The organism is Dolomitihabitans soli (genome assembly GCF_022213955.1).
Lineage (GTDB): Bacteria > Actinomycetota > Actinomycetes > Streptosporangiales > Streptosporangiaceae > Streptosporangium_A > Streptosporangium_A soli.
Window position 1 is genome coordinate 144,942 of record NZ_JAKNTW010000017.1, and the last position, 7,957, is coordinate 152,898.

At 68.3% G+C, this 7,957-nt stretch carries 6 protein-coding genes; 3 read left to right on the forward strand and 3 right to left on the reverse strand.

Annotated elements, in window-relative coordinates:
* The first annotated feature begins 37 nt into the window (after positions 1-37).
* On the forward strand, positions 38-2,281 hold the full coding sequence (pcrA, locus tag MBA17_RS28820; RefSeq protein ID WP_455432873.1) for a DNA helicase PcrA: 2,244 nt from the start codon (positions 38-40) through the stop codon (positions 2,279-2,281).
* A 106-nt stretch (positions 2,282-2,387) separates the two neighbouring features.
* Here the strand turns inward: pcrA and MBA17_RS28825 are convergent, their stop codons facing one another.
* The 3 genes from MBA17_RS28825 to MBA17_RS28835 all read right to left on the reverse strand — a co-directional run bounded on the left by MBA17_RS28825 (position 2,388) and on the right by MBA17_RS28835 (position 6,348).
* Entirely contained in the window at positions 2,388-3,572 is a 1,185-nt protein-coding gene (locus MBA17_RS28825; protein WP_238499743.1) for a phospholipase D-like domain-containing protein, read from the reverse strand.
* A gap of 642 nt (positions 3,573-4,214) precedes the next feature.
* Complete coding sequence (locus MBA17_RS28830; RefSeq protein WP_238499744.1) at positions 4,215-5,090, reverse strand: hypothetical protein; 876 nt, start codon at positions 5,088-5,090, stop codon at positions 4,215-4,217.
* Positions 5,091-5,406: 316 nt separating this feature from the next.
* Entirely contained in the window at positions 5,407-6,348 is a 942-nt protein-coding gene (locus MBA17_RS28835) for a hypothetical protein (RefSeq protein WP_238499745.1), read from the reverse strand.
* 261 nt (positions 6,349-6,609) lie between these two features.
* Between MBA17_RS28835 and MBA17_RS28840 the strand changes: the two genes are divergently transcribed.
* The gene (locus MBA17_RS28840) at positions 6,610-7,017 is read left to right on the forward strand and encodes a coenzyme B12-dependent isobutyryl CoA mutase small subunit (protein WP_238499746.1); all 408 of its coding nucleotides are present in this window, start codon (positions 6,610-6,612) and stop codon (positions 7,015-7,017) included.
* 201 nt (positions 7,018-7,218) lie between these two features.
* The coding region (locus tag MBA17_RS28845) for an ATP-grasp domain-containing protein (protein WP_238499747.1) at positions 7,219-7,957 on the forward strand (739 nt) is incomplete at its 3' end.

Here is a 7,957-nt window from a genome sequence, read left to right on the forward strand (position 1 = left end):
GGCCATGGTTGTCGGCGCCCGGCCATAACCTAGGAACGTGCCCACCCGAGTCTCTGTTGATCATCCCTTGCTCGATGGCCTCAACCCGCAGCAGCGGGAGGCCGTCGTGCACCATGGCAGCCCCCTGCTCATCGTCGCCGGAGCGGGCTCGGGCAAGACGCGGGTGCTCACCCACCGCATCGCCTACCTGCTGGCCGAGCGCGACGTGCGACCGCAGGAGATCCTCGCGATCACCTTCACCAACAAGGCCGCGCGGGAGATGAAGGAGCGGATCGACAAGCTGGTCGGCCCGCGTTCCGCCGCGATGTGGGTGATGACCTTCCACAGCGCCTGTGTGCGCATCCTGCGGCGCGAGGGTAAGCGGCTGGGCTTCCCGAGCAGTTTCTCGATCTACGATCAGGCCGACTCCCAGCGCCTGATGGCGATGGTCTGCAGGGAGATGGACCTCGATCCCAAGCGTTACCCGCCCCGGTCCTTCTCCGCCCAGGTCAGCAACTTCAAGAACGAGCTGATCGACTACGAGACGGCCGCCGAGCGGGCGAGCTCCCATCTGGAGAAGACCCTCGCCCAGGCGTACCGGAGCTACCAGCAGCGGCTGACCGAGGCCGGCGCGATGGACTTCGACGACATCATCATGCTGGCGGTCACCCTCTTCCAGCTCTTCCCCGACGTGGCCGAGCACTACCGGCGCCGGTTCAGACACGTCCTCGTCGACGAGTACCAGGACACCAACCACGCGCAGTACACCCTGATCCGCGAGCTGGTCGGCCGTCCCGAGGCGAAGACCGCCGACGGCGACGTGGTCAGGGCGGGCGACGACCGGTCCGAGCTGTGCGTGGTCGGCGACGCCGATCAGTCGATCTACGCCTTCCGGGGCGCGACGATCCGCAACATCCTGGAGTTCGAGCGCGACTATCCCGACGCGCGCACCATCCTGCTGGAGCAGAACTACCGGTCCACCCAGACCATCCTGACCGCCGCCAACTCGGTGATCTCCCGCAACGAGGGCCGCAAGCCCAAGAACCTCTGGTCCGACCAGGGAGCCGGGCCGAAGATCATCGGCTACGTCGCGGACAACGAGCACGACGAGGCGATGTTCGTCGCGCAGGAGGTCGACCGGCTCACCGACGACGAGGGGGTCGTCCCCGGCCAGGTGGCGGTCTTCTACCGGACCAACGCCGCCTCCCGGGTCTTCGAGGAGATCTTCATCCGCACCGGCCTGCCGTACAAGGTCGTGGGCGGGGTGCGCTTCTATGAGCGCAAGGAGGTCCGTGATCTGCTCGCCTACCTGCGGATCCTGGCCAACCCGAACGACGTGGTGTCGTTGCGGCGCATCCTCAACGTGCCGAAGCGGGGCATCGGCGACCGGGCCGAGGCGATGGTGGAGGCGTTCTCGTCGAGGGAGCGGGTGCCGTTCTGGGACGCGTTGTGCCGGGCGGAGGAGGTGCCGGGGCTCGCGACCAGGTCGCTCAACTCGATCAAGGAGTTCACGGCGCTGATCGAGGAGCTGCGGCAGAAGGCGGAGGGCATGCCGCCGGCCGCGCTCGCCGAGGACGTGCTGGTCAGCACCGGCTACCGGGCCGAGCTGGCGAACTCGGGGGACCCGCAGGACGAGAGCCGCCTGGAGAACCTCGACGAGCTGATCTCCGTCGCGTCGGAGTTCGAGGACGCCAACCCGGATGGCGCCCTCGTCGACTTCCTCGAACAGGTCTCGCTGGTGGCCGACGCCGACCAGATCCCGGAGGGCGACGGCGGGAAGGGCGTCGTCACGCTGATGACGCTGCACACCGCCAAGGGCCTGGAGTTCCCCGTGGTGTTCCTGACCGCCCTCGAAGACGGCGTCTTCCCGCACCTGCGCTCGCTCGGCGAGCCCAAGGAGCTGGAGGAGGAGCGCCGCCTCGCCTACGTCGGCATCACGAGGGCCCAGCAGCGCCTCTACCTCACCCGGGCCGCCGTGCGCAGCGCCTGGGGGTCCCCGTCGTTCAACCCGGCCTCACGTTTCGTCGGCGAGGTGCCGCGCGAGCTGATCGACTGGCGCACCGACCCGGAGAAGTCCGCCTGGGCCGCCGCCACCTCCCGCAGGGAGCCCCCGAAGCCGAAGAAGACCGGCGGCAAGCCCCTCCCCAACCTGACCCCCGGCGACCGCGTCACCCACGACGCCTTCGGCTTGGGCACCGTGCTCTCGGTCGACGGGGTGGCCGAGAAGACCAAGGTCAAGGTCGACTTCGGCGACGGGGAGAAGACGCTGCTGCTCGCCTACGCCCCTCTGGAGAAGCTCTGACGGGTTCGCCGGCCTTCAGGGGGCCGGGCGGACCCGCCGGCTCGCATCGTGAAGACCCTGCTGCTCGCCTACGCCCCCTGGAGAAGCTCTGACGGGTCCGTCGGCCTCAGGGGGCCGGCGGGGCCGCCGCCCACATCGTCTCGAAGTTGGCCGCGTACTGGTCGAAGATCGACCTGTCGTCCAGCCGCAGCAGGGCCTCGTCGTTGCGGCGGAGCGACGTCTCGTTGTAGTTGTGGCTGCCGGTGAGCGTCCAGCGGTCATGGGAGCTCTGCACGAGCAGATACTTGGAGTGGATGCGCCCGGGCAGCGCGCTCCCGGAGCCCAGCACACGCAGGTCGATCCGCGGCTCCGACCGCAGTACCCGCTCGACCCCCTCGTCCATGATCCCGGCGACGATCCGGACCGTGCAGCCCTGCGTGGCGAGCTCCCGGAGTCGCTCGGGGATCGCGATCCGGTAGGTGTCCCACTCCGACATGCCGACGCTGATGCTCGTACGGGTCCGGCAGCGGACTCCCGCGAGGCTCTCGACGATCGGGTCGGTGGTGGCGTCGGTGCCCGCCCGCGGGAAGAACTGGGCCCGGACCCGCCCGGCCGCGACGACCCGGTAGTAGTCGGGGTTCTTCCGCTCCGCCGCCAGGTCGTCGAAGTAGGCGGAGTACGCCCGGTAGAGCCGCTTGTTCCCGGTGATGGTGACCGCGTTGTTCCAGTACGTCGAGGAGTTCAGGTCGGTGAGGTTGGCCGACGACTGGACCACCACGTCATCGGCCCTGCCGGACCGGGAGAACAGGTAGAACTTGTTGTGCTGCCCCTTGGTGCCGATGCAGGCGGCCGTGCCGCCGGACATCGGGCCGGAGCAGGTGTGGAGCCACGAGTCCGTTGACGTGTCGGTGCCCAGCGCGGTGGCCAGTTGTGCCGCGACGGTGGCGCCGCGCGTGTCGCCGTCCACGATGACCTGCACCTTGACGCCGCGCTCGTGCGCCTTGATCAGCACACCGGCGAAGTCCGCGCCGACCGCGCCCGACATGACGAAGTGCGCGACGCGGATCAGGGATCCGGGAGGGGCCTGGTGGATGAGTCCGCACACCTGCCGGACGATGGCCGCGCCGTCGCCCGCCACCGGATCGTTGAAGACCGCACCGGTGGTGACGCGCACCTTCGGCGCGTCCGCGCACGCGGTGCCGCTCGTGGCGTCGCTCGCGGTGTCGCTCGCCGCGGCCGCGCCGGTCCCGGTGAGCGCGGCGGTGGCGGCGACTACGGCCGCCGCCAGTACGGACATGAACCTCTTGGGCATGGATCACTCCATCGTGAGAAGACGAGACAGGGCATGGGTGACCGGTGCCAAGGTCGAGCAGCGGGGGAGTCCCTGTTTTGGGACATCATGAACGGCGAAATAGGGCGTCCGAAAACGACAATCTGGCCACAAGGTCAACGACAGGGAAACATCACCCTCCGCCTCCCGGCCGGGACGCCGACGTTTCGCACCCTCACGCACCCGTGCGAGTCCGTACGGCTCGCCGCCTCCGGGGCCCGGTATCGCCCGTACGGCTCGCGGCCCGGCATAGCCCGTACGGCGAGCCGCTCCGCACCGGTCCGCCCGGGATGGGGCGGCCGGTTGACCCTCACGTAACGGGAGCCCTCACAGCGGGTCTGTGCGCGGCTCGGGCGCTGAGCCGCTTTGGATCGATGGCCGGGCGCGGGGTTCGAACCGGAGAACTCACGTCGAGGGGCGAGTCGAAGCGGCGATCGGCCACGCGCGCCCGAGGAGCGTTGACCCCACGGGACCGCGCCGGCGGCGGCGGGGGGCTTGGGTGGGGCTTGCCGTACATCCTGGGGCTTGGCATCGGCCGGGAGGACACGCGGCCGCGAGAAAGGGAGACGCACGCCCTCCGGGACGGGCGGGTGCGAAGGGCGTGCGAAGGGCGTGCGGAGGGAGCTACTGCGGCAGGGGGAGGAGGGGGATCGAGGGCTGCGGGGGTGCCGCCTCAAGGTCCTTGTAGTCGGCGATCTGGTCGGCGGGCGGCGCCTTGATGTCGAGCTTGGCGCCCCAGCCGCTGAACCGGATGTCGCTCTTCGAGGACGACTTCACGGTCCGCAGGCCGACCGTCTCCTGGACCCAGGAGGTCTCCAGGCGGCGCGGGAGCTGGTCCTTGCCGAGCCAGAGACACCAGGAGACCTCAAGCTTGGCCGACTTGCCGGCGGGCTTCCTGCCGAGGGTGTCGCGGAACGACTTGGACGACTTGTAGAGCTCGCTCAAGGTGATCGTGCCCTTGTGGAGCGTCGTCCGGGTGCCGTCGAGGGTGCCGCTCGCGCGCTTGGTGTCGGTGGTGCCGATGACGGCCTTCAGCGTGGTCGGGTCGAGGACGTTCACCAGGCCGGAGGTCGGGATCGGCGTGATGCTCCCGGGGGGCAGGCGGAGCCACGACTTGCCCTCGGGAAGCAGGCTGGAGTAGATGCCACCCTTGCTGTAGGCGGCGCCCTTCGTGACGACCGTGCGGACCGGCGCTCCGAGATCCTTGAATTCGTCGCCGAGGTCCAGGCCGCGCAGGTCGATGAGAGTGGTGGTGTCGGAGGCCGCCGGTCCCGACCTGCCGAACTGGATCTTGCCCTTGGTGATGACCTTCGTGCCGTTCGCGCCGTTCGTGGAGCTGGTGTTCGTCTCCGAGATGGTGACGCCGTGCTTGTTCACGAACTGGTGCTTGAGGGCGTCAACCGGGCCGGCCGGGGCGGTCTGCGCGCTCGCGGCCGTCGCGGTGGCCAGCGCCGGCACGGTCGCCGCGACGGCCAGTGCGGCGATCCATCGCCTGTTCATCCGGGTTTCCTCCTGCTCGATGCCCGCACCGGACGGCCGAGCCGCAGGGCGGGTGATCTTGGCTACAAAGCTCTCGATCAAATCACGAAATTTGCCCGGCCGGGGGATAAAACCTCAATTAAGAGCCGCGTGTGCACTATTCGGATGTGAAACGGAGTGGAGGCGGCGGCGGCGACGATCGCCCGGCGCTGTCCGGCCGTTACGCCAGGGCTGCACCGGCGGAAGCGCTCACAAAAGCCGCATGCCCTGCCCAGGGATGCGCGAGGCGTTCCCTGAGCAGGGCAGGGCCCGTGGTGACGGGCCTCCGGCGTGGAACTTACTTGGCCGAGGTGAGAATCTTGGCCGGGGTGGAGATGAAGGGGAGCTCGGGGATCTCGGGGAGCTCCTCGTCCAGGTCGTCCTGGTCCGCGACCAGGTCGGCCGCCGGCGCCTTCAGGTCCACCTTGACGCCCCAGCCGCTGAGGCGGGTGTCCGTCCGCACCGCGCTGAGCATGCCGTCGCTCTTCTCGGAGATCGTGGTGACGACGCGACGCGGCAGGTCCTTGCTGTCGAGCCAGAGCTGCCAGGCCAGCTTGGTCTTGCCCGCCTTGGCCGAGAGCTTATTGATGTGCTGACCGCGGAACGCCGGGGAGAGCTTGTACAGCTCGGCGTAGGTGATCGTGCCCTGGTAGAGGGTCGTCTTCGCCCCGTCCACCGTGCCGCCGTTCGTCTTGCGAGCGGCGTCGGCGAGGAGGCCCTTGAGGGTGCGAGGCTCGAAGACGTTCACGGACTGGTTGGAGATCCGCGCCGGGTTCATCGCCGCCGCGCCCTTGCTGCTCACCCACGTCTTGCCCGCGGGAAGCTGCTCGGTGAAGACCGGGCTGGAGAGGTAGGTCACCCCCTTGAGCGCGATGATGCGCATGGGCGTGGTCAACATCTTGACGGTCTGCCTGAGGCTCTCGGTCTCCTCGTCGTCCTCCCTCTCCTCAAGGGCATCGAGGAACTCGTCGGAGAGCTTGGCCCGGCTGGTCACGTCCGCGGCCGCGATACCCGACTTGCCGAACTCATAGGTGCCCTTGAGTAAATTGGTAATGTACACGTCTCCGTCAAGGGACGTCTTGACCGATTCGGTGAAACGGAGACCGTGGTCGTTCTTGAACTGCTTCTTCAGCGCGTCGGCGGGGTTGGGCCCGGCGGCGGTCTGGGCGCTTGCGGGGGTGGCCGTGGCGAGTGCGGGCGCGACGAGCGCGGCGGCCACGACGGCGATAAGTCGCCTCATAGGTGTTGGGTCCTCCCGTTGGTGCCTCGCAGGCAATTGCGAGACAGTGCTGGGACATACTTGCGGTAATTGATCACGGGCGCATCTCGTTATTTGGTGTTTTATGTGTAAAAGGTGTGATTGTTGAGCCGATGTGGTGAATGTCACGCTGGCTTGTTGGGGTCGGTGCGGTTCCCGCCGATGGGGAAGCGGGTGCGGCGCATACGCGGAGCCGGGGCGCGGTTACCCTGCGAGGGACGGAACGCTCCCCTGGAGGTCTGGATGGAAACCGCGGCAAGGATCCGAGTCGTGATCGCCAAGCCGGGTCTGGACGGGCACGACCGAGGCGTGAAGATCGTGGCGCGAGCGCTGCGGGACGCCGGTATGGAGGTCGTCTATACGGGTTTGCACCAGACGCCTGAGCAGATCGTGCACACCGCCATCCAAGAGGACGCTCAGGCCATCGGGTTGTCGATCCTGTCGGGGGCGCACATGACGCTCTTCGCGCGGGTGTTCGAGCTGTTGCGTGAGCAGGACGCCGCCGACATCGTGGTGTTCGGCGGCGGGATCATCCCCGAGGCCGACATGCCCGAGCTCGACCGGCTCGGGGTGGCCCGGGTTTTCACCCCCGGAGCCACCACCGAGGAGATCGTCGCGTGGGTGCGATCAGCGATCCCTGCGCGGGTTTAGTGGCTTTTGTGGAGTTTTGCCTGATCTGTCGGTCAGGTAACCATAGGCAAAACCGGACCCGATGACCTGGGAGGGGGCTGCGGGGAGCTAGGCTTCACTGGCGAAAAACGCCAGGCTTTCGGCAGATCATGGGGTGGCCCGGGCCTGGCCCGCCGACCATGGAAACGTAAAGATCAGCCGGACAAGCAAGGACGGACCCTCGTGGACCTGTTCGAACATCAGGCGAAGGAGCTCTTCGCGGAGTACGGCATCCCGGTGCCGCGCGGCATTGTCGCGCACACCGTGGCTGAGGCGCGTGCGGCAGCCGAGGAGCTGACCGGCCGCGTCGTCGTCAAGGCCCAGGTCAAGACCGGAGGCCGCGGCAAAGCCGGCGGCGTGAAGGTCGCCGACGACGCGGCAGACGCCGAGCAGAAGGCCACCGCGATCCTCGGGATGGACATCAAGGGCCACACGGTCCACAAGGTGCTCATCGAGGAAGCCAGCGCCATCGCGGAGGAGTATTACTTCTCCTTCCTGCTCGACCGCGCCAACCGCACCTTCCTCGCCATCTGCTCCGCCGCGGGCGGCATGGACATCGAAGAGGTCGCGCACAGCGCCCCGGAGAAGGTGGCCAAGGTCCCCGTCTCCGCGCTGACCGGCGTCGACCGCGCCACGGCCAGGGAGATCGCCCAGGCCGGCGGTCTGCCGGAGCGGGCCATCGAGGGGGCGGCCGAGCTCATCGAGAAGCTCTGGTGCGCCTTCCTCGACGAGGACGCCTCGCTCGTGGAGGTCAACCCGATGATCCTGGCCGCCGACGGCCAGGTGAAGGCCTTGGACGGCAAGGTCACGCTCGATGACAACGCGTTGTTCCGGCAGAAGGAGCATGTGGCGTTCGAGGACAAGGGTGCGGAGGATCCGCTGGAGGCGCGGGCGAAGGAGAAGGGTCTCAACTACGTCAAGC